Annotated in this window: 15 protein-coding genes; 5 read left to right on the top strand and 10 right to left on the bottom strand. The window is 61.6% G+C overall.

Annotated elements, in window-relative coordinates:
- Positions 1-554 precede the first annotated feature (554 nt).
- From PV407_RS24655 to PV407_RS24640, 4 genes are all read right to left on the bottom strand, one after another.
- The gene (locus PV407_RS24655; protein ID WP_332092666.1) at positions 555-2,003 is read right to left on the bottom strand and encodes a nicotinate phosphoribosyltransferase; all 1,449 of its coding nucleotides are present in this window, start codon (positions 2,001-2,003) and stop codon (positions 555-557) included.
- Positions 2,004-2,046: 43 nt separating this feature from the next.
- A complete protein-coding gene (locus PV407_RS24650; protein ID WP_332092665.1) occupies positions 2,047-2,604 on the bottom strand; it encodes a cysteine hydrolase family protein in 558 nt (185 codons plus the stop codon).
- Positions 2,605-2,659: 55 nt separating this feature from the next.
- The gene (locus PV407_RS24645; protein WP_332092664.1) at positions 2,660-3,436 is read right to left on the bottom strand and encodes an NUDIX domain-containing protein; all 777 of its coding nucleotides are present in this window, start codon (positions 3,434-3,436) and stop codon (positions 2,660-2,662) included.
- A gap of 160 nt (positions 3,437-3,596) precedes the next feature.
- Positions 3,597-4,001 carry a hypothetical protein gene (locus PV407_RS24640; RefSeq protein ID WP_332092663.1) on the bottom strand — a complete coding sequence of 135 codons (405 nt, stop codon included), beginning with the start codon at positions 3,999-4,001 and terminating at the stop codon, positions 3,597-3,599.
- A gap of 206 nt (positions 4,002-4,207) precedes the next feature.
- On the opposite strand from PV407_RS24640, the gene PV407_RS24635 reads away from it, so the two are divergent.
- A complete protein-coding gene (locus tag PV407_RS24635; RefSeq protein ID WP_332092662.1) occupies positions 4,208-4,741 on the top strand; it encodes a 5' nucleotidase, NT5C type in 534 nt (177 codons plus the stop codon).
- A gap of 4 nt (positions 4,742-4,745) precedes the next feature.
- On the opposite strand, the gene hflX is transcribed toward PV407_RS24635, so the two are convergent.
- Together hflX and PV407_RS24625 are read right to left on the bottom strand one after the other, a co-directional pair.
- Positions 4,746-6,023: a GTPase HflX gene (hflX, locus tag PV407_RS24630; RefSeq protein WP_332092661.1), complete on the bottom strand. Its 1,278-nt coding sequence runs from the start codon at positions 6,021-6,023 to the stop codon at positions 4,746-4,748.
- 454 nt (positions 6,024-6,477) lie between these two features.
- Positions 6,478-7,881, bottom strand: coding sequence for a M23 family metallopeptidase (locus PV407_RS24625; RefSeq protein WP_332092660.1), 1,404 nt, complete (start codon positions 7,879-7,881; stop codon positions 6,478-6,480).
- A gap of 244 nt (positions 7,882-8,125) precedes the next feature.
- Between PV407_RS24625 and PV407_RS24620 the strand changes: the two genes are divergently transcribed.
- Positions 8,126-10,039, top strand: coding sequence for a WG repeat-containing protein (locus tag PV407_RS24620; RefSeq protein ID WP_332092659.1), 1,914 nt, complete (start codon positions 8,126-8,128; stop codon positions 10,037-10,039).
- A gap of 114 nt (positions 10,040-10,153) precedes the next feature.
- Here the strand turns inward: PV407_RS24620 and PV407_RS24615 are convergent, their stop codons facing one another.
- From PV407_RS24615 to PV407_RS24605, 3 genes are all read right to left on the bottom strand, one after another.
- Positions 10,154-11,971, bottom strand: a complete 1,818-nt coding sequence (locus PV407_RS24615; protein ID WP_332092658.1) for an ABC transporter ATP-binding protein — start codon at positions 11,969-11,971, stop codon at positions 10,154-10,156.
- Positions 11,959-13,821, bottom strand: coding sequence for an ABC transporter ATP-binding protein (locus PV407_RS24610; protein WP_332092657.1), 1,863 nt, complete (start codon positions 13,819-13,821; stop codon positions 11,959-11,961). Before PV407_RS24610 ends, PV407_RS24615 begins: the two co-directional genes overlap by 13 nt.
- A 417-nt stretch (positions 13,822-14,238) precedes the next feature.
- Positions 14,239-15,366, bottom strand: coding sequence for an N-acetylmuramoyl-L-alanine amidase (locus PV407_RS24605; RefSeq protein WP_332092656.1), 1,128 nt, complete (start codon positions 15,364-15,366; stop codon positions 14,239-14,241).
- Positions 15,367-15,579: 213 nt separating this feature from the next.
- Here PV407_RS24605 and PV407_RS24600 point away from each other — a divergent pair, with 213 nt between their 5' ends.
- From PV407_RS24600 to PV407_RS24590, 3 genes are all read left to right on the top strand, one after another.
- Entirely contained in the window at positions 15,580-16,500 is a 921-nt protein-coding gene (locus PV407_RS24600) for a polysaccharide deacetylase family protein (RefSeq protein WP_332092655.1), read from the top strand.
- 440 nt (positions 16,501-16,940) lie between these two features.
- A complete protein-coding gene (locus tag PV407_RS24595) occupies positions 16,941-19,208 on the top strand; it encodes a M60 family metallopeptidase (protein WP_332092654.1) in 2,268 nt (755 codons plus the stop codon).
- A gap of 152 nt (positions 19,209-19,360) precedes the next feature.
- The gene (locus PV407_RS24590) at positions 19,361-22,864 is read left to right on the top strand and encodes a M60 family metallopeptidase (RefSeq protein WP_332092653.1); all 3,504 of its coding nucleotides are present in this window, start codon (positions 19,361-19,363) and stop codon (positions 22,862-22,864) included.
- Positions 22,865-23,473: 609 nt separating this feature from the next.
- Here the strand turns inward: PV407_RS24590 and PV407_RS24585 are convergent.
- Positions 23,474-24,598, bottom strand: coding sequence for a nitric oxide synthase oxygenase (locus PV407_RS24585; RefSeq protein WP_332092652.1), 1,125 nt, complete (start codon positions 24,596-24,598; stop codon positions 23,474-23,476).
- Between the last annotated feature and the right edge of the window lie 85 nt (positions 24,599-24,683).

Genomic DNA, 24,683 nt, shown 5'->3' with positions numbered 1-24,683 from the left:
AAGCACTGGGACACCGGTTGCCTGAAGCGAAAAGAACTACCCGGAAAGCCCCGAACCATTCCCCAAGAACTAGTCGGAAAGTCTGAATTTTGTCTAATCGTAGCACTATTTCGCCATTTGTCGAGAACGCCGCGAACCGGAGGGCGACAAACTTCTCTTTTGAAAAAAATGGGTTTGGAGGGGATTTCATGAAGATTGCGCAAAATGGCGAACGATGTCGATATTTTCCCAGAGACGGAACGTGGCGCCTCTCCGACTTCGCCCGTACGGCACGGCATTCGCCGCAACCGGCCGAACATCGAACCGCGGCAAGTGCGCGCAAAAGTCCGTTTCCGGTTCCGAAGCACTATTTTTCGGGCAGGTGCATTCCGTGTCGATTCCCTCTCCGAAGCAACGCGGAAGCACGCGAAAGCGCGGTTCCCCGTCCGGGGAACGGCCGGACCGCTACGTTGCCGCGCCTGAACGCCCGGCGACGGCGCCAAAAGGGGACCTTGATTCCAAGGTCCCCTCAGCGGGAAACGGCGGACCGATCCGTCCGGCGTTCGGCCCAGGTCCTATTCTTTTTTCGTATGCCGGTGCAGCAAATTCATTTTGAGCTGCCACGCCGTTTCGCTCAAATCGACCGGATACGTCTCCGGATTCAGCTTGCGCAAATGCTCCGGCCAAAACAGCTCGAGCTGCTCGCGATGATAGGCGCGAATGGCGTTCAGGTCCGGAAGCTCGCAGGCGAGCTCGCCGCCGGCGAAGACGGGCCGAAGCAGCGGACGCGCCTCGTAATCCTCGACGTATTTGTGAATGTAAGGATGAACCGGATCGAACAGCTTGATCCGCTTCCCTTCGCGGACGTCCGTTTCTTCGCTTAACGCGATGTAATCCGCTTCGGCTTTGCCGGTTCGCCGGTTGACGATCCGGTATACGTCCTTCACGCCGGGCGTCGTAATTTTTTCCGGATTGCCCGATATTTTAATGACCGGCTGCCAGACGCCCCCCGCTTCCCGCGCGACGAGCTTGTAGACGCCGCCCAGAGCGGGCTCGGTTCCTCCGGTAATCAGCTGCGTGCCGACGCCCCACGTATCGATGCGCGCGCCCTGCGCCTTCAAGTTGAATATGAGCGTTTCGTCGAGATCGTTCGAGGCGACGATTTTCACGTAGGGCAACCCGGCCTGATCGAGCATGTCGCGCGCCCGTTTGGACAAATAAGCCAAATCGCCGCTGTCGAGCCGGATCGCGTTCATCCGCTTCCCCTGCTCCTCGAGCCTTTTCGCCGTCCGGATCGCATGGGGCACGCCGCTTGCCAGCGTATCGTACGTATCGACGAGCAGCGTCACCTGATCGGGCAGGGCGGCCGCGTAATCGTCGAACGCCTCCTGCTCCGAATCGTGCCCCTGCACCCAGGCGTGGGCGTGCGTGCCTTTTGTCGGGATGCCGAACTTCATCCCGGCCAGCATGTTCGACGTCGCGTCGAAGCCGGCGATGTAGGCGGCGCGAGCCCCCCATACGGCGGCGTCCGCTTCCTGGGCGCGGCGCGAGCCGAATTCGAGCAGGACGTCGTTCTCCGCGACCCGCTTGATCCGCGACGCTTTCGTGGCGATCAGCGTCTGGTAGTTCATGAAGTTGAGCAGCGCCGTTTCGATCAGCTGCACCTCGAAAATGCGGCCTTCCACGCGGACGATCGGCTCGTTCGGAAAGACGAGCGAGCCTTCCGGCGCGGCGTGAACGTTCGCCGTAAACCGAAACCGGCGCAGCTCCTCGAGAAAGTCTTCGCGGTAGTTTTCCTCCTGCTCGCGCAAATAGGCGATTTCGTCGTCGCCGAACGAGAGGGTGCGGATATACTCGACGATCCGCTCCAGTCCGGCGAATACGGCGTACCCGTTGCCGAACGGCAGCTTGCGGAAGTAAACGTCGAAGACCGCCTTGTCGTTATGCGAACCGGTAACCCAATGGGCGTACATCATATTGATCTGGTATTTGTCCGTATGCAAAGTCAAGTTTCCGCCATGCACCGCATATCATCCTTTCCTTATCCGATAGCCGTATAACTCCGCCTCAGCCGCGAGCCGGTTTGCCGCCGCGCAGCAGCGCCGCTCCGAGCGAATTCGCGAAATGCTGCAGCGCCCAGTCGTGACCCGCGGGATTGAACGAGGCGACCGCATCCTCGTGCACGCAAATGCGGAACCCTTTGTTGTAGGCGTCGACCGCCGTGTGCAGCACGCAAATGTCGGTGCAGACGCCGGCCAGGTGCACTTCGTCGACGCCGCGCTCGCGCAGCCGCAGCTCGAGATCGGTGCCGCAAAACGCGCTGTACCGCGTTTTGTCCATCCAGTAGATCCGGTCCGCGAAGCGGTCGTACGCCGATTTCAGCTTGCCGTACAAGCTGCGGCCTTCCGTGCCGCGAATGTTGTGCGGCGGAAACAGCCGGTGCTCCGGGTGCAGCGCATCGTTCTCGTCGTGCAGATCGACGGCCATCGCGACCCAGTCGCCTTGCCGGACGAACGATTCCGTCAACTCCGCGATGCGGCTTTCGATGTCGATCGCCGGCTGCCCGCACGGCAGCTTCCCTACGACGAAATCGACGGTGTAATCGATCACGATCAATGCTTTCATGACTAACGCGCCTCCTTATGAATCGGTCCGCCGCCCCGGCTTACGAGGCCGCGGCTTATCCGTAGATGGACAGCTTCGGCTCGTATTCGGTAAACCGGTACAGCTGGGCCGCACGCTGGGAATACCGGTTGGACAGCTTCCGCCGGCCGTCCTCGTCCGTCGCCTCTTCCAAAATGCCTTGTCTCGCGCGGGTGGACGTAATTTTGCGAATAAAGTTCGGCTCCTCGAAATCCGGCACGACGGTCCGGATCACCTGATACAGCTCGCCGATCGTAAATTCCTCGGGCAAAAACTCCTTGGCGATCGTCGTCGCCAGCATCTTCTCTCTTACTTTGTCCAGCGCGTCGCGCAAAATGAGCCCGTGATCGAAGGCGAGCTCCATGCCGAGCGCCTCGTCGACCGGGAACAGCCGGACGTCCGCCGCATCGTCCTGCGCCTTGCGATCCGCCAAGTAGCGTTCGTGCACGAGCGCGAAGAAGGCGTGGGAAATGATCCAGCCCCGCGGATCGCGCTTCGGCTCGCTATAGACGTTCAAATATTCGAGATGGACGTCGGCAACTCCGGTTTCCTCCATCAGCTCCCGTCTGGCGCAATCGTACATGCTCTCGTTCTCGTCGCAAAATCCGCCCGGCAGCGCCCATCGGCCTTCGAACGGCCACTTTTTCCTCTGGATCAGCAGCACCTCCAGCCTTCGGTCCGGCAGCGCCTTCGTGCCGGCCGCCCGCTCGCGCGACGTAATCGTGAAGATGACAATGTCGCTGGGGGCCCCGTCCGGCGTCCGGTATCGGCTCGCCGTATAATTCGACTCGTTCTCTTCGGGCTGTCGTTCCATCGGTTTAGCGTCTCACCTCGATTATTCAATTTTGATAGTATCATAATGACATATTAAAATCCGAATGTCAAGCGCGCATAAAAAAACGGGCTGCATCGGGCAATTCTCCCGAAGCAGCCTGAGCGATCGCTTATTTCGTTATCCAATCCGCCATGCGCCGTTAACCTTGCGATCCGGTACCGGAGCCGCCCTCCAGGATGACGACTTCTTTCGCCTCTCCCTGTACGATCCCCATCTCCTGCGCCGGACCGGCGAAGCGGACTTCGACGCGCAGCCCGGATTTCAAATCGGATACCGCCGCCTTTTCCTTTTTCCCGTTCGCCATTTTGTATACGTTCGCCGTTTTTTGCGGCACGCTGACGTTTGCTTTATCGTATCGGGTATCCTCTTCCTTCTTCCCTTCGACCAGCATGAGCGTCCCCGGACCGTTCGGCAATTCGCCGACGGCGATCACCTCGCCGCGAATCGCGATGCCCGCGTCTCCCGAGCTTCCGCCCGCGCCGCCGCAGCCTTGAACCAGAAGCAGGCTGCCAAGCAGCAGGACGGCCGCCGCTATCGTTTTCATACGCAATCCTCCTTTTCGTACAAGCTGCCCTTACCTATGACGTCGCGAACCCGGATAAAGTTGCACTTGTTCCGAGCCGCCGCGGTTGACCTTCCCGCCGATTCGGGCTAGCATTTAGAGGGAACCGTTATTCATAGCGTTGACAGACGCGGCCCGCGTATTCGTCGCGGAACGCAGCAAAACAGAACGGATAGGAGCGTCTGCATATGGGAGACACAAAAAAGCGCATCGCCATCGACATGGACGAAGTGATGGCGGATACGCTCGGCAAAATGATCGAATGCTACAACCGCGACTACGGCGATACGATTACGCCCGAGCGGCTGCACGGCAAAAAGCTGCGGCACGTCGCCAAATGCGGCGACGAGGTGTCCCGCTACTTCGACGACCCGTTGTTTATGCGGGATTTGAAAGTGATGCCGGACAGCCAGGACGTCATCCGCGAGCTGCAGACGCGATACGAAATTTTCGTCGCCTCGGCCGCGATGGAAGTTCCCGCCTCGTTTACCGCCAAGTACGAATGGCTGCAGGAGCATTTTCCGTTCATCCCGGCCACGCATATCGTGTTTTGCGGGGACAAAAGCATTATCGACGCCGACTATTTGATCGACGATCACGCGTACCAGTTCGCCCGTTTCCGCGGGCAAGGCATTTTGTTCACGGCCAGCCACAACGTGTTCGAGGACCGGTACCCGCGCGTCGGCAGCTGGCGCGAAGTCGCCGATCTGTTTTTGAAATGACCGGTCATTCCGGACCCGCGACGACGTAGTCGCGATATTTGTCGTAGTCGGCTTTCACGCATTCCAGCGTCAGCTTCGTTCCGTTTTCCTCGTAGCTCGTCGACGTGACGTTGGCGTTTTCGTTCAAATACGAAACGAGCCGCCCCTGCTCGAACGGGATAAGCATTTCGCAGCGGACGTAGTCCGTGAAAATGCGCTCGCGGATGCGCCGCACGAGCTCGTCGATGCCGTCGCCCCGCTTCGCCGACACGCATACGCGGTCCGGCTCGTCGGCCGGCCGTTCGGGCGCCAAATCCGTTTTGTTGTAGGCGTACAGCATCGGAATATGATCCGCTCCCAACGCCTTCACCGTTTCGTTCGTGACGGCGATCAAATGCTCGTGCTCCGGATCGGCATAGTCGACGACGTGAACGAGCAAATCCGATTCGGCGACCTCCTCCAAGGTCGAGCGGAACGCTTTGATCAGATGATGGGGCAAATTGCGGACGAACCCGACCGTATCGGTCAGCAAAAACGATTTGTTGTCGGGCAGCTCGATGCTGCGCACCGACGTTTCCAGCGTGGCGAACAGCATGTCTTTGGCGAGCACGAGCTTGCCCCCGTCCGGATGGAACCGCTCGATCAGCGCGTTCATCAGGCTCGATTTGCCGGCGTTCGTATAGCCGACGAGGCTGACGACCGGAATTTTGTTTTTTTGCCGCTGCTTCCGCTGAATTTGCCGCTGGGCGACGAGCGTCTCCAGCTCCTTGTGCAGCGCCGCGATTTTCGCCTCGATGCGCCGCCGGTCGAGCTCCAGCTTCGTTTCGCCGGCGCCCCGGTTTTTCGTGCCGACCCCGCCGCTCTGCCGGCCGAGCGACTCGCGCAAGCCGACGAGACGCGGCAGCATGTACTGCATCCGGGCCATCTCCACTTGAAGCTGCGCTTCTCTCGTCCGGGCCCGTTCCGCGAAAATGTCCAATATTAAAATGGTGCGGTCGATCACCTTGCACGCCAAATCTTTTTCCAGATTGCGAATTTGCGAAGGGGACAGCTCGTCGTTGAAAATGACGATGTTCGCCTCGTACGCGCGCAGCATCTCGGACAGCTCCGACACTTTGCCCGTGCCGATATAATGCGACGCGTTCACGTGGGCCGCCTTCTGGGTCAGCTCCCCCACGACCTCCACGTCGCACGCCGCCGCCAAATGGCGCAGCTCCTCCATCGAATCGACGAAATCCGGCTGATTGTGCAAATTGACGCCTACCGTTATCGCTCTTTGTTCCGTTTGTTCCCTTTGTTCCATAGATGAATATCCTCCCGTACATGTGGATGAAAAAACAAAAACACAGACAACTTTGGCCGCTGCCTGTGCGCATATGCGAAGAGGATATCGAGAACGATCCGTGTCTGGAACGAGCCGCAAAAGCGGCACGCAGACCGGACTTGCGGGTCTTCGTGTTTTCATACGAAAAGAAAGCGTGCAAGCGGACGCCTTTCGCCGCCTGCGACATCCCGCCGCGGGAAGCGAACGGCAAGCTCTCGCCGCCATCGCCGTATATGAAAATGTGGACAGACCTATCCCGAGTCCTCTGCCGCAGGCAGAGCCGTTTACGCTATACGATTAGCCGCGCAACGTCCTGACCCGAATAGAATCTATCACGACGAACCCTCCGTTCCGGTAATTGCATTCATCTTACCATAATCGCGCCGCGCGAAGCAATCGGCATGTCGGTTATAGCGAATTTTTCCCGCGGACGCTATTGCGCCGGATTCGCCCACCGCTGCGGCGTTTTGCCGAAAAACAGGTTCGGGTTCGCCTGCACGTTGTGCACCCAAAACGTGAAATGCAGGTGCGGTCCGGTCGAAAAACCGGTCGAGCCGACGAGTCCGATAATGTCGCCTTTTTTCACCCGGTCGCCGGTCTTGACGCGCAGCTCGGACAAATGCGCGTACTGCGAAAACAGCCCCATCCCGTGATCGATATAAATCGCGTTGCCGGTCAAATACAAGCTGTCGGCCAGCGCCACGATCCCGTCGTTCGTCGCTTGGACCGGCGTCCCTTCCTTGGCCGCGAGGTCGATCGCCATATGCGAGCTGTCGTATTTGCCGTTGACGTAGCGGGTATGGCCGTACGGCGTCGTCAAAACGCCTTGAACCGGCTGGACGAACGGCGAGTCGAACAAAAAGGCCGGCTCCGACTTGCTGCGCGCCGCGTCGATTTTTTTCTGGTCGGCCTGAATGCGGACGGTATCCTGGCGCATGCTCTCCATTTGCTTCGTCACCTGCAAATATTGCGTATCGAATGTTTTCGCCTGGATCGTCAGCTTCCGGTCGCCGATCGAATAGTCGCCCGGCTTGACCGACATCGGAATCGGAATGTACGTATAGTAGCCCGATCCGAACGGCTGCAGCTTATACGTCTTCCCCTGCCACTCCACGCTCCCCGGCTTGTCTTGGCGCAGCAGCGCCACGTCGCCCGGCGAAACGCGGCCCGGCATGAGCGACGACGGGGCGCGCATCGCTTGTCTGGCCGCCTCCGGCGTTTCGTACAGCGACGCTTCGAGCTCGGCTTCCGCTTCGCGCTTTTTCTCCGCTTCGACCGCCGCCTTCACGTCCGCGGTCATCTCCGCATGCCACGTCTCTCCGCCGTCCGTCGTCACGAGCAGCGGAGCCGGCAGCCCTAGGCCGCCTTCCGGCAGCGCCCAGCCGATCCGGTCGGTCAAAAATTGCGACTGCTTGACGGCTACCGTTTTCGCGCCGTACTCGATCGACGCCGGCTTCTTCTCCGCGGCCGGCGCAAGAATCCGCTCGCTACGTCCCGAGCCGTCGCCGTCCCCGGCGGCCTTCTCCCCCGCCGCGGCGGAAGCCGCTTCCCGCCACTGCGCTCCCCCGTCGCTCGTCACCTTCACCGCGCCGTCCGAATATTTCAGCCAGCCGTTGTCGAAGTCGGTCATGCGAAACTCGACGACTTCCGGCGCCGGCCGCTTCACCTCGAGCGACTCGATCACGGCGTCGATCGAAGGCGCAAGCGCGGAGCGCTGGCCGTACGCCGCCGCGACGAGCCCGGCTAGAACGGCGGCGGAAACGATCAGCGAAAGCCCGAGCTTGCGCGACGGCGCGGCGACGGCGCGGGAAGCGGCGGTTTTGTTGCGTTGTTTCATGCGGATAATCCTCCTCGGCGGCAGCTGCGCGTCAGCAGCCGTCTATATGTTCCATCATACGATACGGACGGTCATATTTCTATCCCGAGCCTCTTTGCGGCTTTGAAGAAGGCGACCTTCGTTCTTCGACGAACGAGCATTCACCCGCTTCGTTCCGCCGGACCGACTCGAATCGTTCACCAATACGCCGCTGCGCCCATATGCTATAGGCATCTATCCTGATCGTAAAGGAGCTGCTTCACGCATGACGAACGGATGGCATTCCGGATACCGGCTTCGGCCCGCGCCGGTGTACGGCACCGTTTCCTTCCCGTACGGCGGCCTGCGAATCACGGTCGTGGCGCTGTTCGGACAATCCGCGGCCGCCCCCCGCCTTTCGGCGAACCCGATCGGGCAAGTCCGCAGCGCGAGCGCGTCGGCGGCGGCACGCCCCGCCGCGCCTTTCCTGTATCCGGTTGCCGTCAAAACGGCGAGCGGCAACCTGTGGGGCTATATCGACGAGAGCGGACGCATCGCCGTCGCGCCGCAGTTCGACTACGCGTACGATTTTCAGCCGAACCGGCTGGCGATCGTCCAGCGCGGCGACAAGCAAGGGGCTATCGACCTTTACGGCCGGTACGTCGTCCGGCCGATCTACGACTCGATCTCGCCGTTCTCGGAAGGGCGCTCTGCCGTCATCGACGGTCAAGGCTTTAAAGTGATCGACGATTTGGGCCATCCGTTGACGCCGAAGCCGTACGGCTATATCGGATCGTATCGGGAAGGGAGAGCGGTGTTCGCCGAGCGAGGCGAGGACGGTCCAAGTATGTACGGTTATTTGGATTTGCAGGGCAAAGAGGCGATCCCGGCCCGCTTTTCGGAAGCGAACGACTTTGCGGACGGCAAAGCGGTCGTTCGAACGAAGGACGGCGAATATGCGCTGATCGATCCCGACGGCACAACGCTCGCTTCGTATCCGTACGCGTTCGTCGGCAATCCCGGCGACGGACTGCTGGCGTTCCGGAAAGAGGCGGACGGGAAATACGGATACATGGACGAAAAAGGAAACGTCGTCATTCCGCCGCGCTTTACCGGCGCCCTTCCGTTCGAGGACGGCTACGCGATCGTCGACACGGGGGAAGATGACAAGAGCCGGTACGGACTGATCGGCAAAACGGGCGCGTTCGTCATTCGGCCGGAGTACGACGATATGAACCGGCTCGGGGAAGGCCGCGTCGCGGTCGGCAAGGCGATCGATCCGAGCCGGCCGTACATCGGCTCGACCTACGCGCTTGCCGATACGGAAGGCCGCCTCCTGACCGATTTCCGGTTCTCGACTATCGGCGAATTCGATCGCGGCTACGCCTCGGTTTCCGAGGGCGAATCGACGTACTGGATCGACCGCGGCGGCCGGCGGGCGCAAAACCTCCCGGCCTTGCCGGGAAGCGGAACGATGGCGTTCGACCACGATCTGATCCGCGCCGACGTCGATCAGCGGCTGTCGTACTTCGACAAGACCGGAAAGCAAGTATGGAAGCCGAATGCGGCGATTCCGCTTACCCCGCCCTACGTCGTCCGCGAAGTCAAATACAAGCCGAATCAAGATTATTTGGTCTATTATCCGCAGATCGAAGGAATGACGAATCGCGAGGCGGAACGCAGCGTTAACGACCGCCTGAAGCGGCTGTCGGCCGTGAAGCCGGTCCCCCCGGGTCAACAGCCGGACGCGAGCTATACCGGCGACTTCGCCGTTTTGTTCGCTCGCGGCAAGCTGCTCGTTCTCGAGCTGGACGGCTATCATTATCCGTTCGGCGCCGCCCACGGAATGCCGTCCAAGGCATTCGTCCATATCGATCTGGACAGCGGCGCGACATACGGGCTGTCCGACTTGTTCAAGCCCGGCAGTTCTTACGTGAAACGCATCGGCGACATCGTCCGCCGCAACATCGAAACCGATCCGAAGTATTCGTACGTCTTCCCGGGCAGCTTCAAGGAGATCGCGCCCGATCAGCTGTTCTACGTCACGGACGACGCGCTGCACATCTTATTCCCGCCCTACGAGATCGCTCCGTACGCCACCGGCTTTCCCGAATTCGTCATCCCGTTTTCCGAGCTGGCGGACATTGTCGATCCGAACGGCGCATTCTGGAAGTCGTTCCACGGAACGTATCAACGGTAACGCGCGCCCTCCCTTGCGGTTGCAAAGACCCCGAATCGGCGAAAGCCTTGCTCTTTTGGCGGAGAGCAAGGCTTTCGGTTTTGCGGGGGCGGCGCGAAGCCGGGCGGCGCCCGTTTACGGGCGCGCCGTCTGCATCGGCGGCGACTCCCGGTACCATTGCGACTGCAGCGCCCACAGCCGCGCATATTCGCCGCCCGCGGCCAGCAGCTCGTCGTGCGTGCCGAGCTCGATCAGCCGGCCGCCCTGCAGCACCATGACGCGGTCGCACAGCCGGGCCATGCCGAGCCGGTGCGAGACGAGAATGGCGGTCCGGCTGCCGGCCATCGCCGCAAACCGCTCGAACACGTCCGTCTCCGCCTTCGGATCGAGCGCCGCCGTCGGTTCGTCCAGCACAATGAACGGAGCGTCTCGCATAAAAGCCCGCGAAATCGCCACGCGCTGCCACTGGCCGCCGGACAAGTCCGTTCCGTCCGAAAACTGGCGGGTCAGCATCGTTTCGAAGCCGTCCGGCAGCGTCCCGGCGACCTCGTCCGCCCCTCCGAGCGAGGACGCCCGCCTTATCGCCTCCATATCGTCCGCCCGCTCCGCGCGGCCGAAGCCGACATTGTCCCGCAGCGAGAACGCATAGCGGATAAAGTCCTGGAACACCGCGGCGGAACGGTCGCGCAGCCGTCGCAGATCCAGCCGCGCCATGTCGAGGCCGCCGTAGCGAACGCGCCCCGATGTCGGCGCGTACAAGCCGAGCACAACTTTGACGAGCGTCGTTTTGCCCGAACCGTTGCTTCCGACGAGGGCGATCCGCTCCCCTTCCCGGAGCGAGAACGAGATGTCGCTTAACGCGTCGCGGTCGCTTTGCGGGTACCGGTACGACAAACGTTCGACCGAAAGTTCCCCGAGCGATTCGGGCGATTCGCCGCCGACCGGCTCCTCCGGTCCCAAATCCAAATAAATGAACAAATCCTCGATCCGCAGCAGCCGGTCGCGAAAAAAGCCCATCCTGCCGAAAATAAGACCTACGCCTTCCTTCATCTGCTGCAGCGCGAACATCATCGCTCCGAACTCGGCGGCGGTAAGGCTTCCGGTCGCGACCGTCCAAGCGGTCCAACCGACGCCGGCCGCCAGTCCGATGGCGCTTGCGCCCGACAAGGCCGCCCGCGTATGCTGCTGCGCCCGCTCCTGCCGATACAGCGTATCCGTCACGTTTCGGTAAAGGGATTCCCACCGGCCGATCAGCCAGGGCGCGGCGTCGAACGTTCGCACTTCCTTCGCCGCTTCGCGGGACGCGAGCGTCGAAGCCAAATAGCCCATCACCCGCTCCGGTTCGGTCTGCTTGCGCTTGAGGAAGAAAGCCGATTTGGCCTGGATGAAGCCGGCGATCGGCTCGGGCAGCGCCACGACGACGAGCGCGAGCAGCAGCCAGCCGTTCCATGCGGCGACGAGCAGCGCGACGGAAATCACTTTGACGGCCGACGTCAACAGCCGGTAAAACTCCCACAGCAAATTGAGAAACTGACCGGGTCCCGCCATAAACCGCGCCCGCGTCAGCAGGTCGTAAAAATCCGCCCGCTCGAACGCTTCCAGCCGAAGCCGGGCCGCCTTATCCTGCAGCCGGCGGAGCAGACTGTCCTCCATCTCCTGCCTGAGCCGTTCCGTATATACCGCTTCGAGCGGGCGAATGAACAGCTGCAGCAGCGACGCGAACGCCCATATCGCGATCCATTCCATCAGCGGCCGCACGCCTGACGTTCCGTCGTATACGTGCATGATTTGTCCGAAGATGCCCGCCGCCAAGTAGACGTGGATCGCCGGAAAGACGCCTTGCAGCAAGTTCAGCCCGATGGAGATCAGGGCGCGGCGGGGATCGGTGACGACGATCCATTTTACGAATCGAAGCAGCGTAACGAGTACGCCCAGCCGTTTTAACGGTACCATCCGGCCTGCACCTCCCACATTTGCGCGTAAACGCCGTTTGCCCGGAGCAGCTGCTCATGGTTGCCGTCTTCGACGATGCGCCCGTCCTGCAGCACGATGATGCGGTCGGCCAGCCGCGCCGAACCGAGCCGATGGCTGATCAGCAGCACGGCCCGATCTTGGGCGGCCGACACGAACCGGGCGTAGATGTCCGCTTCCGCCTTCGCGTCCAGCGCCGCCGTCGGCTCGTCGAGCACGAGCAGCTGCGGATCCCGCATGAAGGTGCGGCTGATCGCGATGCGCTGCCATTGTCCTTCCGACAGCTCGCGGCTGCCGTCGTACAGCTTGCCGATCGGCGTATCGTACCCTTGCGGCAGCTCCGCAATGAAGGCGTGGGCCCCGCCTTTCCCGGCCGCCGCTCGAACCCGGTCGAAGGATGCGGGGCTTTCCGGCTCTACCGGGAACGGTTCGGCGTCTGCGCCCGATCCCGCCGCCGACGTTTCGCGCATGGCTATGCTTTGGGCAGCGGTAAAAGCGAATTTGTAATAATCTTGATAAACCGCCGATACGTGCTCGTGCAGGCTTTCGCGGGAAAGCTCGGCGTAATCGACGCCGTCGGCGGTAATCGTCCCTTCGTCGGGCTTGTAAAGTCCGAGCAGCAGCTTGACGAGCGTGCTTTTGCCCGCGCCGTTTTCCCCGACGAGCGCCACTCGCTCGCCCGGCCGCAGATGCAAATCGAGCTTATGCAGGACGGGGCGTTCCCGGCCGGGATAAGCGATGGAAACCCCGTTCAGCCGGATGCCGTCGACGAGCGGGGAAGGAAACGGTTTATCCCCTTCTTGGGCGCTGTCCGCCGGAATCTGCAAAAAGTCGCGAACATAGCCGACGTCGATCGAGCATTTATGCAGCATGCCGATACCGAAGCTGATGCTGTTTGAGCCTTCGTTCATTTTGCCCACCCCGCGAAACAAGGACATGAACACGCCGGGCGTAATGCGCTGCGGAGCAAGCCACAAGGCGAGCGCGACGACGACGGCGACTTCGGTTGCCCAATACAGCGCGTTGGGCGGAATGCTTCCGAGCTCCATTCTTTTTTTGACCTGCATCGCTCGCCCGCGCTGCTCGCGCCGAAGCGTCTCCCATCGTCCGGACAGCGTCCCGGACAAGTCGAACGTGCGCAATTCCTTCTGCTGGCCGCGCCCCGTCAGCAGCCCGCTCACATAGGAGGAACGCCGCTGCTCCTCGGTCTGATCGTACGTGAAGCTCATCCATTGCCGCTGGCTTTTCGAGCCGTAGATCGCTCTCGGCAAGATGACGGCGACGAGAGCCGCGGCCAGCGTAGGCGATACGTTCCAGAACAATGCGGCCACGCCGGCGACGCTGATCGCTCCTTTTGCCGTGAACAGCACGTTTTGTAATAGCTCGGCTATTTTCCGGCCCGGTTCGGAGCTTCGCGCCAGACGATCGTAGGAAGCACTTTCTTCGAAAAACGTCAGCGGCAGCTCGGAGGCGTGGGCCAGTCGTCTTTTTTCCAAAACGTAATGAGTCCGCTGCCGCAGCCGGGTCAGCAGCGGGTCCCGAAATCTCCACAAAACTTCATACCCGAGCGATAGCGAAACCGCAAACGCGAACAACCATGGCAGCACGGCCGTCAGTCCTTCCCGTCCTCGCCCCGCCGCCGCAATCACCGAATCGATGAGATGCTGCGTGACATAGATCGAAAACACCGGGGACAAGCCTTCCACGACGGCCAACGCCGTCAGCCCCGCCGCCTGCCAAGGAGCGGCCCGGGCGACGACTCCCGCCGCCCAGCGGACGGACGCCGCGATTTCCTTCATGCTGCTCGTCTTGCCGAAGTTTAATTCGCTCAATACCAGCCCTCCTCCAGCCTAATATTCATACTATATTAGGAAAAATCAGGGAATCTCAAGGCTGTTTTTCATTTTAATGATGTGGTATAATATACACAGGGAAAATTTCAAAATCGCTTATGAACCGACCGCCTGCGGGCGGTCTTTTCCCGCTTATCGGTATTAGCGCCAAAAATAGAAGACCCAAACGTCTCTTATCCGCGCCCCCCTCGCGTTTCTGCCACAGCCGCATGCGGCAAAAGTCCCATAAACGCAAAACGACGCGCACCTGTCCAGGTGCGCGTTCGCTGCGTTTATGGGAAAGGATTCGCCCGGCCGGCTGTTTCCCTGCGAGGCATTCGGGCGTATCCCGCCGTCCGGCCGACAATCCCGACCCATCCGTTCGGGCGAATCTATGCGAATGATTTCGGTCCGCGATCAGTCGGCGAAATAATCGGCCAATCCCGCAACGACGGCGGCCGCCGCCTTTCGCTGGTAGTCGTTTTTGCGCACGACCGATTCGTCGCGGGAATCGGTCAAAAACCCGAGCTCGAGCAATACCGAAGGGCGATCGTTTTCCCGCAGCACGTGGTAATCGCCGAACGAGATGCCGTTGCTTTTCAGACCGCCGCTTTTCGCGAGGCTCGCTTCGATGCTTCGGGCAAGCGCCCGGTCTTTCGATACGGAGTAGTAGTAAACGAGCGTGCCGGACACTTTTTTCGGCGAGGCGTTGTAATGGATGCTGACGAAAGCGTCCGCCCGCTGCTTGTTGCTCGCCTCCGCCCTCTCGGACAGCTCGGGCTGCTCCTTGTCGGCGGTCCGGGTCATGACGACCCGGGCGCCGGCGCGGCGCAGCTCCTCGGCGACAAATTGCGCGGTGCTCAAGTTGATCTTCTTCTCCTCGGTCTTGTACGTCGTCCCGATGACGCCCGGGTCGTCGCCGCCGTGGCCGGGATCGAGAACGATCAGCTTGCCTTTCAGCCCGCCTCCGTTCCGGACCGCCGCCGTTTGAACGCCGCCGGACTCGTCCACGTAGCGCGCGGATACCCAACCGGCCGCGCCGCCCGTCGTCCGCACCTGCATCCAGCCGTTCCGGCTGTCCGTGATGCGCAGCCGCGTCCCTTTGAGCAGCAGCTGTTTCGCTTCGCTGTCCGTTCCCGGACCTTCCCGCAGCCACAGCTTGTCCGCCGTGACGACGCCTTCCTTCGCACCGGCCGCCGCGGTCCCCGCGGTCTTCGCCGTACCCGCTGCGGCGACTTTGACGCCGCCCTTCGGAGCCGGCTTCGCACCGCCCGTTTTGATCAAATAGTGGGCCGCGACCCAGCCCGTTTTGTTGCCCGTCTGCACTTTCGCCCAGCCGTACGATTCCTCGGAAACGGTTACGGTCGCTCCTTTGGCGAGCGAGCCTACAATGCTCGAACGGCCTGCCGGCTCCGCGCGGACGTTGAGCGTATCCGCCGCCACCTTCGCCGTATACGTGTCGGCGCTCGCCTGCTCCGCCGAAATGAGCCAGGCGCCGAGCACGACGCCGCCGGCCAATATCGCCTTCCGCATAATAGGTTTCATAGCAGCCCTCTTTGTTTTCTCCGGTTTATTCTACCATGATTAATGTACCATTCCCGACAAAGAGAAACAAATGCCGACAGTACCGGTTTCGTTACCGGGAACCTCGCAAAAAAATGTTGAACCGGCTCGAAACTTGCAAAACTTGCAGCCCTCGCCCGACGTCTAATAGAATATGAAAACGGCGCGACCGATAGAGAGAGGATACGAAAGGATATGGGGAGACACAGAGGCTGGAAATTGCTTGCCGTTTGCGGAATCATGCTGCTTATTTTTACCGGCTACACGAGCGAGACCGCCCTCGTATCGGGCGATGAGAGCTTAGCGCTCGCGATCGGGGACAAGGCCGGGGCGAAACCGCCGGATACCGTCGCCGCGCCGGCGAAAACGGCGGCCGCTCCGTCCGTGTCGCATACGGATATCTCCGCGGATCGCAAGACGCCGGGCGGCGCCGGAAACGAATCGGCGGCCGCTGCGGAGGCGGCCGTTCAGCGCGAACGGACCGTCGACGAATCCGCGGGCCAACCGGCGAAGCCGCCGGTCAAAGTGAAGCGGGTCGCGCTGACGTTCGACGACGGACCGGACCCGAAGTATACGCCGCTTATTCTCGACGAGCTGAAAAAATGCGACGTGAAGGCGACCTTTTTCGTCGTCGGCGTTCAAGTGTCGCGAAACGGCGAAATGCTGAAGCGGATCGTCAAGGAAGGCCACGCCGTCGGCAACCATTCGTGGGATCACGCCAAATTGACGAAACGGACGGCGGAGCAAGTCCGCGACGAAATCGTCAAAACGGACGAGGCGATCCGCAAGACGCTCGGTACGACGACCGATCTGTTCCGCCCTCCGTACGGAGCGGCCGACGACAACGTGAAGAAAATTGTCGAAGCCGAGCGGCGCCGGCTGATCGGCTGGACCGTGGACACCCGCGACTGGGCGGGCACGCCTCCGAGCGAAATGCTGGAAAACGTCAAAAAGCATACGAAGCCGGAAGGCATAATCCTGATGCACTGCTTCGGCGGCAAAGACGGCAAGCTGGACAACACCGTCGAGCTGCTGCCGCAATTGATCGATTATTTGAAGCAGCAAGGCTATACGTTCGTCACCGTGCCGGAGCTGGTCGGCGGACAGCGCAGCTAAAGCGGAACGTCCCGTTAAACGGGTACCGATTTCGTTGACACCAAACGTTTAAGACAAAGGCACTCGACCGCCGGATCGGGTGCTTTTGTTTTTGCCGATGTATAATATTGACAATCGATCGATTACGGTTTAAGATTGAAACGTTTCAACATCATCTTCAACTTTCTCCGCCCAACCTCACACAGCTTCGACGTATGCCCGTCATCCGCGTAGCGCAAACATAGCGATCGGCCGCAAGCCTCGATTCCGGCGACCGATTATTGGGCGACGACCCCGGACGAACGGCTATGCAAAGCGTCGGCGGACGATTCTGCGACACATGATTTTGTAAGCGTTTTTACGACTTCCCGCCCGGGACGCGGCGGCGCAACCGAATTCGACCGAACATCGTTTTTTTCTTAATGATTGAAACGTTTCAACAAAAAAGGAGCCGAGTGAACATGCGATTTTTTTTGGAAAAGCTCGACAGCGATTTGGACTTGTTCTATCAAGGCTTGGACGGCATCCCGACGTTCGCGGAAACCGGAGGCGTCACCGCCATAGGCGAAACGGCGTTTCCGGTCGCGGCGGGCCGCTCCACCCCGTTTATAGCCGCAGCGCGTTACGGAGACGGTCGCGTTGTCGCGGCCGGACACGAAAGCTGCTTCGATATCGCCGCGGCCGGAGATGGCGCGCGGGAGTCGTTGACGCGTAACGTAACGGCTTGGCTTACGCAAGACAGCGGCCCGGTCTTCGGCGGCAAAATCGCCATCCTGCTTCCCGCATCGCGCGAAGCGAGGGCTTCCTCCTCCTTCGAACCGGTCCGCCTTGCAAGTTGGGCGGCCGAGCGCCCGGACCCGCGGCGGTATCCGCTCGCCTTGCTTGACGAATCGCTGAGCGAGTCCGACGTACCGTTTGCCGAAGCCTATATCAAGAGCGGCGGAGCCGTCATCGTCGCCGCAAAGGGGTGGGAGCTCGAGGAGAAGCTTTCCCCGGCCGGCCGCCCGATTCCGTTAAACGAATATCCGCTGCAAAAGCTGCTGAACAAAGCCGGGCTCGGCTTGCTCGGCAATGTGGCCGTTTGGAGCGCCGCCGACCCGCTGCCGAAGCTTTCCGCGGAAAGAGCGATGCATGCGCACGCTCTTTTCCTGCTCGACAAAGCGAAATCGGTCGAAGCCGGCGCGCTTTCCATCGAAGACATCCCGATCGGACCGCTAGAGGCGAACGCCAAACAAAAAACGGAAGCCGTCATGGCCGTGCTCAGCCGAACGATCGAGTCGTTGACGGACGCCAGCCCGCTCTACCGGCGCATTCAAGAAGACGAACGAAGCTTGCCGGACGTCCCGCTTCCGCTCGACCGGTCCGCCATGCCGCATACGGGAGCTTTGCTCGTGCGCCGCTTTAAGCGGGCGAGCCTCGCTCCCGACGGCGGCAAATCGCCTTACGCCGACCTGTTTCCCGGCCGGGTCGCGGACGGCGCGGACATCCTCCGAAACGTGCCCGTGCGGGTCGATTTCGGCTACGACGACCTCGGTTATTTGCGCACGCTGTACGCCCCCGGAACCTGGCAGAGCACGGGGCTTTACGCGCCGCCCGGACAAACGATCGAGTTCGACGTCCCTGACGGAACCGACGATTTGGACGTGCAGATCGGCTCGCATACCGATACGCTGTTTCATCTGTCCAAATGGGATCGCGCGCCCCTCATCGCGCTTCGCACGAAGCTCGCGCCGGGAACGAACCGGCTCGGCAGTCCGTACGGCGGACTCGTTTACTTCATTCCGACCCGGCCGAAGCCGGGGACGGTCGCGACGATAACGGTGAGCGGCGCCGTGCAAGCGCCTTACTACGTCGCCGGGCAGACGAGCGACGAGGCGTGGAACCGCACGCTGCGCGGAGCTCCCGCGCCGGTAGCCGAGCTGCGGGGCGCGCGCATCATTTTGACGCTTCCGTCCGACTGCGTGCGCGAGCTGGAAAACCCGCGGCGGCTGATGGCGGATTGGGACGCGATGGTCGACCAATTCGACCGGCTGATCGGCGTCGCGCCGGATAACCCGCTGCCGCATCGGAGCCCGAACCGTCCGCACCGGATCGTCGCCGACCGGCAAATCAGCGCCGGCTACATGCACGCCGGCTATCCGATCATGATTCCGATCGAGCCCGCGGGCCGGGACGCGACCGATTTCGCCAAGGTGCGCGACGTCAAAAGCGGCTGGGGATTTTGGCACGAGCTCGGCCACAATTACCAGCAAGTTCCGTGGTTTTGGGGGCTGATCGTCGAGGTGACCGTCAACCTGCATTCGCTCCATATGCAGGATCGTTACGGCAACCGGTCCCGGCTGTTTACCGCCGACAAGGAAGGCCGGACGCACTACGACAACGCGCTCGAGTTCGTCAACAGCGAGAAGCCGGGAAAGCATTTCGGCGACATCGGCTTTTTCGAACGGCTGGTCATGCTTCGGCAGCTGCAGCTCAAGTACGGCATGGACTTCTATACGAGGCTGCACGTCGCCTACCGCGAGCTGCCCGAGGAGGAGCTGCCGCGCACCGACGGGCAGAAGCTCGACCGACTGGTCGTCATGATGAGCCGGGTGAGCGGCGACAATTTGCTGACGTTTTTCGACAAATGGGGCTGGCCCTATACCGAGGAAGCGAGGGCGGAAGTGGCGGCGCTGCGCTTGCCGGAGCCGGACGCGGACTTTTGGACGTGGAAGGAGCCCGGGGAATAAGCCCGCCCGTCAAGGCCGGCCTGCCGGAAAGGGGGTGAATGATTGCACGGTCGGTTCGAAAAGGCGGCGTCAGCCTGGAAAAACGACGCCGCGAACGTTAGGCAGCACAATAGCAGCAGGTCAGTCCGGAAATCGATTCGCGGGGTGAGAGCATGATTCATTCGTTCAAAAAATGGACGATCGTGTCGCTAAGCCTGATTACGATGGCAGCCTCAGCCGGTCAGACAGCAGCCTATGCCCAATCGGCCGCGGCCGAGCCGTCGGCGGCAGCGGCGACAACGTCGAACGAAACGCTGCAAAACGACTTGGCCGTCCTGTACAAAGATTTGGCCGGCATTCCGACGTATTCGTCGTCGAACAGCGGCGGCGTCAGCGCCATCGGGGAACAGGCGTTCAACGTCGCCATAAGCCCGTCCACCACTCCGAACATCGCCGCGGCGCGATACGGCAAAGGGCGCGTTTACTTGGCCGGCGACGACCTGTATTTCAAGCCTTCCGAGCCGTCGGACCCGGACAGGCTGAAGCTCGTCCGCAACAGCCTGCTGTGGCTGACGCAGGACAGCAAAACGGCAAACCCGGGCGTCGTCGACTACGAGGATGCGCTCGCCGGACGCGGCCGGCTGCAAATGATTACGACGTCCCCGTCCGGCCGGTTCCAGGTCAACCCGGCGCTGCCGATCGATCTGAAACGTATCGACAGCTGGTCGTCGGCCGAGCTCGACCCGGCCCGGTACCCGGTCGCCTATGTCGATTTCCCGATTTTCCAAACGTCGGACGCCGATATCCCGTACCTGGAAGCTTACGTGCGGGGCGGCGGCAGCATCGCGGTCGCCGCCAAAGGCTGGGTGCTCGAGACGTACGCCTCCAATTATTTGGGCGACAGCTACAAAGGGAAAACGGCGAGTCTCGGCGTCGACTACCCGATCCAGCGTCTGCTGAACGTGTTCGGGCTCGGGCTGATGAACAATACCGCGACCAAAACGAACGGCACGCTCCCCGCCCCGACCGCCCTACAAGCGAACGGCGCGCACGTGCTGACGCTCGTCTCGCAGGCGAAGGCGATCGAAGCCGGCACGCTCGATATCGGGCAGGTGAAGCTCGGACCGCCGGGCGCGGATGCGAAAACGAAGCTGACGATCATGGCGTCCATCTTGGGCGGCACGGTTCAAGCCTTGACGCCGAACAGTCCGCTTTATCCCGCCATTCAAAACGATATCAGCAATCTCGCAAGCCTCTCCTTCCCGCTCGACCGGTCGAAGGCGCCTTACAGCAGCGCGCTGCTCGCCTTCGTCCTGAACAAAACGGGCCAGGAGGCCGCGCCCGCCAAGTCGCCGTTCGCCGACCATTTTCCGGGCGTCGTGCCGGAAAACGCCCAGGTCGTGAACGGCAAAGCGATCGAGGTCGATTTCGATTACCCGGATTACGGCTATTTGCGCATGTACCGGCCGCCCGGCACCTGGATCAGCACCGGACTATACGCGCCCCCGGGCAAGCCGATCGTCGTCGACGTACCGGCCGGAGTATCCGGTCTTGACGTGCAGATCGGCACCCATACCGACAATTTATCGAGCAAGGACGTTTGGGAGCGCATTCCGATCGTGACGAAGCGGCAGACGCTCGCGCCGGGCGCGAATACGATCCAGAGCGCGTACGGAGGCCTCATTTACTTCATACCGACGCAGCCGAAGCCGGATACGAAAGCGATCGTCTCCGTCAGCGGAGGCGTGCAGGCGCCGTATTTCGTGCTCGGACAAACGAGCGCCGCCGACTGGAAAAACACGGTGCGCCGCTACCCGGCGCCATGGGCCGAGCTGCAAGGACGCCGCGCCGTCGTCACCGTACCGTCCTCCCTCATCCGCGGGCTGGACGATCCGGCGCAGCTGATGGAAACGTGGGACGCCATGGTCGACCATATGGATGTTCTCGCCGGCTTGTCTCCGGACAGCCCGCCGCCGCATCGCAGCCCGGTCGAGCTGCCGTATCGCTACGTCGACGACGTTCAGATTACGGCCGGCTCCGCGCACGCCGGATACCCGATCATGTTCGATAATTGGGGCGCGCGGCTCGTCGACGTCGCAAACGTCCGAAACAAAGGCTGGGGGATCTGGCACGAAACGGGCCACGAGTATCAGCCGAATCCGTGGAAATGGAGCGCGATCACCGAAGTATCCGTCAACATTTATTCGCTGTACGTGCAGGAAAAGTTCGGCAACGCTTCGAATCTGCTGAGCCGGGACGCGCAGGGCAGAGACTCGTACGACAAGGCGTTCGCCTACCTCCTAAGCGACATCCCGGGCAAAACGTACGGCAATACGTCGCAGCTCGACCTGTTCGGACAGCTCGTCCTGTTCAAGCAGCTGCAGCTCGCGTACGGCTGGGACTTCCATACGGCGCTGCATGCGTATTACCGCGAGCTGCCGGCGAGCGAGCTGCCGCAAACCGATCAGCAAAAAATCGATACGTTCGTCGTCGCCGCTTCGCGGCTGTCGGGCGAAAACTTGCTCTCGTTTTTCGATAAATGGGCGGTGCCTTATACGAAGGAAGCGGTGCGCGCCAAAGTCCAGGCGCTGGGGCTGCCCGAGCCGCAAACGCCGGTCTGGACGCTGAAGGAAACGAACCCGCTCGCTCCGCCGACGATCGAGTTGTCCCCGGCGCCGGACGAAACCGGCTGGAACAAGACGGACGTGACGGTGACGCTCGTAAGCGGCGGCTCGCAGACGCCGGGCGTTCCGGCGAGAAGCCAGTACCGCATCGGCGACAAAGGAACGTGGACCAACTATGCGTCTCCGCTTATGATCCGTACGGACGGCGAAACGGTCGTCTATGCGAGAATGATCGACGACGCCGGGCTGACCAGCGAATACGTATCGAAAACGATCCGCATCAAACGCCCGGCCGACCAAACGCCCCCGGTCACGACGGACGATGCGAAGACCGGCTGGCATAACGCGGCGCAAACGGTCACGCTGACGGCCGCGGACGAGGGAAGCGGCGTCGCCAAGACGTTTTACAGCGTCGACGGCGCGCCTTACGCCGAAGGCCGCACGATCCTGATCGAGTCCGAAGGTACGCACACGATCCGGTATTACAGCGTGGACGCGGCCGGGAACGAGGAAGCCGCCCGCACGGCCACCGTGCGCATCGACAAGAGCGGACCGGCCGTGGAAGCGACCGTCACCGGCTCCGTTTACCAAACGGCCCCGATCGCCATCGACGTACATGTCGCCGACCCGCTGAGCGGAGTGGCGAGCGCCGTGTACGAGCTGGACGGTGCGGCGATCGGCGGCCCGATCGTTATCGAGCCGCTTACGTTATCGGTCGGCGGGCATACGCTCCGCGTTACGGCTGCGGACCATGCGGGGAATACGACGACGAAATCGTTCGCTTTCGAAGTCGTCGTCGGCGTCGACCAACTGGGCGACGTGCTGCGTACGGCGGGCGAGAAAGGTTGGATTGCCAACCGGGGCGTTTTGCAAAGCTTGCTCGCGAAGGCGGAACAGCTCCGGAAGAAGCAGGGCGACAACGAGCAGGCGCTGCAGACGCTTCATGCGCTCGAAAACGAAGTGAACGCCCAGGCGGGCAAGCAGATCGACGCGGGCTTTGCAAGCTTGCTGCTCGCGGACATCCGGTATTTGGAGAGCGCGAATAATCGTTAAACCGGCGGATGTGCGCTCCGGCTTCCGTCCGAACGCGGCGTGAGCGCAGCGCTCGTGACCGGCGACCGCAAACCTGCAAGGTCGAAGATGATATGCGAGATCGAGGTAATCTGCTTGCGTGGCCCGGAGTCACTGGCTGGGTCGAGCCTGCCCCGCATGGCCGAGGGTGGCCCTTCAGGTCGAAGATAACCAGGGAACGGGAAATTGTCCTCGGGGCAGCGGTAAGGAAGGAAGCGAAGGGAGCAGGTATGCCTGCTCCCTTTTCCCATGGAATATCAGGGGCTTCTTAAGCCCATGTCATGACGAGGTCCCCGCAACTGCAAACGGAAATAGGACTCGCTGCGCTTCAAATCCGGCAAATTAACAGTCTTTGGAGCATCTTAATTCGGTCCGATCGGCCCCCACACGAAAATAGCGGCCTTTTGCGCCTCTTATTTCGTACAAAAAGCGTTCCTCGGGACTTTAGAGAAACGTTGAAGATAAGCGTCTCCAACATCTTCTATTTCTCCGAAAGAGCCGTTTTGTCAAAAATAAGGGGCTCAGAAGACTGCTAATCGTATCCCATGCCCGAAGGCGCATGACATACGAAGAACGGTGCCTCCGCGGCTTTTACCCTCTCGGGCAAGGCTCCGCTTCCGACACGGCCGTCGGCAGCGCCTCCTGGTAGAAGAAGTTCGGCGTCGCGATGCGGTTGTCGTAATGGCTGTGGAACAGATGGGTCGTCGCGGGAGAAACCGGCGGCACGAGCCAAGTCCAGTCTCCCGTCACATCGCGGCCGCATCCTCTCTCCCGCTGCTCGAATTGCGCGAACTGCCGCGCCGCCGTATGATGATCGACGATGCTGACGCCGCGCGTCTTGTACGAGTGCAGGACGGCGACGTTCAGCTCGACCAGCGCCTTGTCGCGCCACAGCAGCGACTCCCGCGACGTGTCCAGTCCCATCAGCTCCGCCACCCGCGGAAGCAAGTCGTAGCGATGCGCGTCGGCCAAATTTCGCGCCCCGATCTCCGTGCCCATATACCAGCCGTTGAACGGAGCAGCCGTATACGAAACGCCGCCGATTTCCAGCCGCATGTTCGAAACGATCGGCACGGCGTACCATTTCAGCCGCAAGTCGGCGAAGGCGGGCAGCTCCGGATGAATCAGGGGCACCTCGAGCACAAGGTCCCGCGGGATCGGAAACAGGCGGGGCGTCCGCTCCCCGATCTGCACGACGAGCGGCAGAACGTCGAAGGCGGTCCCCCCTCCTTCCCAGCCGAGCTCCATGCAAAGCTTCGTAAACGCGACCGAGTCCGGATCGCCCACGATGCCGTTCTCCGTCTCGTAGCCGGCATAGCGGATCAGCTGGTAATTCCGGATGCGGATCGGCCCGCGCGGATCGGCCGCCGGACGGAATACGGTAAGGAGCGGACGAATTTTGCCGCCGTTCGTGGCGTACGCGATATGGTCCAGCAGCGCCTCCGCGATCCGCTCCTCCGTATCCGCTTCGCGGGCGTCCCGCACGTGCAGCGAATCCCAAAACAGCCGGCCGATGCACCGGTTGCTGTTGCGCCAAGCGACCCGGGCGCCGTGTCGCAGCTCCTCCTCCGTATGGTCGTAGCGGCCCTTCTCCGCGATGTCGCGTTCCGCTTCGCGAAGCCGGCGCTCCGTTTCCTCCGCGCTTTTGCCCAGCTCCGCGTAAGCCGTTTCGATAAACGCCCGCGCTGCCTTCAGCCGTTCTCGGTGCCCGTCCATAGCGCTCGTTCCCCCGTCCGCATCGTTTATCCGTATTATACCGAAAGCGGTCGGAGGGGGACAAACGAGCACTTTGTGAACGTTG

Origin of the sequence: Paenibacillus sp. GYB003 (genome assembly GCF_036577625.1) — a bacterium.
Classification (GTDB): domain Bacteria; phylum Bacillota; class Bacilli; order Paenibacillales; family NBRC-103111; genus Paenibacillus_AB.
The sequence above is the reverse complement of the archived record's forward strand: the minus strand, read 5'-3'. Positions and strand labels throughout refer to the sequence as shown.